The organism is Bacillus sp. GMa5/1 (assembly GCF_050172015.1).
In the GTDB taxonomy this organism is placed as follows: Bacteria; Bacillota; Bacilli; order Bacillales; family Bacillaceae_G; genus Bacillus_A; species Bacillus_A cereus.
Genome location: NZ_JBNLYC010000358.1, coordinates 1 through 2,126 on the forward strand (window position 1 = coordinate 1; position 2,126 = coordinate 2,126).

Sequence of the window (2,126 nt, forward strand, 5' to 3'; positions counted from 1 at the left end):
ATATTCGGTTTTTTAAACATTTTCGTTTGCAGTTCAAATTAACATAAAGTACAAAGTTGTACGCTTTAGGAGGAGAAATAGATGATTATTTGGTCTGGTTGGGGTTTTTTAGTCGCAATTATTGTAATTATTAATACTCTTTTGGGTAAGGCTATCTTTGGATCTATAACGGGGGACGCTACATATTTTCAAGACCATAGTTGGCCAATGGCGGTAATGTTTATTATATCAGGGGTTATGTCTTGGTATTTAGGTAAATATATTAATAAGCCAGATGGGAAAGTTTATATAGATGCCGAAACTGGTGAAAAAGTTATGTTTAACAAAAAGCACTCATTATTTTTTATAAAAATGGAATATTGGGGACCGATTCTAGGAGTTATTGCGATTGTAACTTTAATTACAAGATAAAAAAAGAGGATGGGTATAGCAAGAGTAATCTATTCAAGTAGAAGGAGAAATCAGTCATGAATGCAAAGAAACTACTAGGGGTAGCAGTTCCGGTCATGTTGTTATTTGGTTGTGGAGTTTCTGAGAAAACGAACACTTCTAAACAGGAGAAAACGGAAGAGTCTAAAGTAAAAGAATCGAAGTCTAATAGTAAGAAAGAAAAAGTTTCAAAGGAAGACTATCCTAATAAAGTGTATAAATTAGGAGTAGAGTTTGATAAGTTGTTTGCGGAGCATAACAATATTACAAGAGAGGTTTTTGACGGTAAGAAAAAGAAATCAGATATAGTAGATAGTGTGAAAGAATTAAATAAAGTGTTAGATAAATTTGAGTCAATAGATCCCCCTACAGAGTATGTAAACCAACAAAAAGATTTTGAAAAAGCAATTAGTTATTTTAGAGAGTCTTTTTCTTTAATAAATGAAGTATTCACCAGAAAAGAAAAAAGAGAAAAAGGTGATAAGACTGATAAAGAGTTAATAGAGAAATCTGAAAAGCTAGTGAAAGAAGGAGATATTTACTGGCTTAAGGCATTCAAAGATCTTGAAGGGGATATTAAAATCGGTGATGGTACAGTATCAATTAAAGATTTGAAAGAGTTAGATAAGAAAGCTGGAATTAATACAGATAATGTTATGAAGAATGTGAAAGATGGTACGGAATTAATCGGTAATTGGGGATTCCAAGGAACAGACGGTTTCAATATGTCACTCATTTTAAAAGGTGATAAGACATTTGAAACATATGGTAAAGGTGAGTATCCAAATAAAAAGAATTATATTGAAGGAACTTGGGAATATGATAAGGAAGCTTTTACAATCTATTTACATCTCAATAAACGTTTAGTAGACGGTGTAGAAGATACAATTCAAAAAAAGAAAATAGCATATAAAGTTCAAGATTATGATGGGGAAAACTTGCAATTATTTAATGAGACGTCATTTAATACAATTAAGTATGTGAAGCAAAGTTAAAGTTATGTAGGACTAGGTTTAAATGGCCTGGTCCTTCATTAAAGTGCGAGTATGTAAATAATATGTTATCTTTCGTTCTGTTTACTTAGTATCATGTTATTCTTTAATAGAGTAATAAATGGAGTTTTGCATTAAATATATGAGGTTGGTTACAAATGATAAAAAAATTTACTAGATTAGTATTAATAGTGGTTATCCCAATCAGTCTTATTACAGGTTGTGGGGCTGCTGAAAAAACTGAAGCACAAAAGCCGAAAGCGGTACAAACGGAGAAAAAGGACTATATGGATTACTCATATGGTAGCAAAGGTATATTAGTAAGTGGCAAAGCGAAAGAACGGCAACAATACGAGATTGGATATATGGATGATAATAAGTTAATTGGGATTGACGAAAATATTGAAGACTGCATTATTTTAGATAATAAAGATGAAGCAGGTCTCATTTGGAAACAAATAGAGCGAGGATCTATTATTGAAGTGCAATACGGTAAGGATCGCAATGATATCGTAGGCGTGCAATTCGTAGGAGATCGTGAGTCATATGAAATTAGTGATAAGTTTGATCGGAATACGATAAATGAGATTGTTGAAAACGTTAAAGGGAATTTGTAATAGATGTATTTCGATAGTATAGGATCTCTTATTATGAAATTGTATGCCAGTTATTTGTCTAAGTTTAAATTGAATATTTTGACGGTAT

The 2,126-nt window shown here is 31.7% G+C and carries 3 protein-coding genes; all 3 read left to right on the forward strand.

Annotated features, from left to right (window positions below; all coding sequences use genetic code 11):
- Positions 1–81: 81 nt before the first annotated feature.
- The 3 genes from ACQGSG_RS28570 to ACQGSG_RS28580 all read left to right on the forward strand — a co-directional run bounded on the left by ACQGSG_RS28570 (position 82) and on the right by ACQGSG_RS28580 (position 2,038).
- Complete coding sequence (locus ACQGSG_RS28570; protein ID WP_000587853.1) at positions 82–411, forward strand: hypothetical protein; 330 nt, start codon at positions 82–84, stop codon at positions 409–411.
- A gap of 56 nt (positions 412–467) precedes the next feature.
- Positions 468–1,424 (forward strand): DUF3994 domain-containing protein, encoded by a 957-nt coding sequence (locus ACQGSG_RS28575; protein WP_003313272.1) that lies wholly within the window; start codon positions 468–470, stop codon positions 1,422–1,424.
- 155 nt (positions 1,425–1,579) lie between these two features.
- The gene (locus ACQGSG_RS28580) at positions 1,580–2,038 is read left to right on the forward strand and encodes a hypothetical protein (RefSeq protein WP_000591634.1); all 459 of its coding nucleotides are present in this window, start codon (positions 1,580–1,582) and stop codon (positions 2,036–2,038) included.
- Positions 2,039–2,126 lie beyond the last annotated feature (88 nt).

Bases quoted from the DNA above. Each gene is read 5' to 3' on its own strand.
- ACQGSG_RS28570 (WP_000587853.1), top strand. From the start codon at position 82: ATGATTATTTGGTCTGGTTGGGGTTTTTTAGTCGCAATTATTGTAATT.
- ACQGSG_RS28580 (WP_000591634.1), top strand. From the start codon at position 1,580: ATGATAAAAAAATTTACTAGATTAGTATTAATAGTGGTTATCCCAATC.
- ACQGSG_RS28575 (WP_003313272.1), top strand. From the start codon at position 468: ATGAATGCAAAGAAACTACTAGGGGTAGCAGTTCCGGTCATGTTGTTA.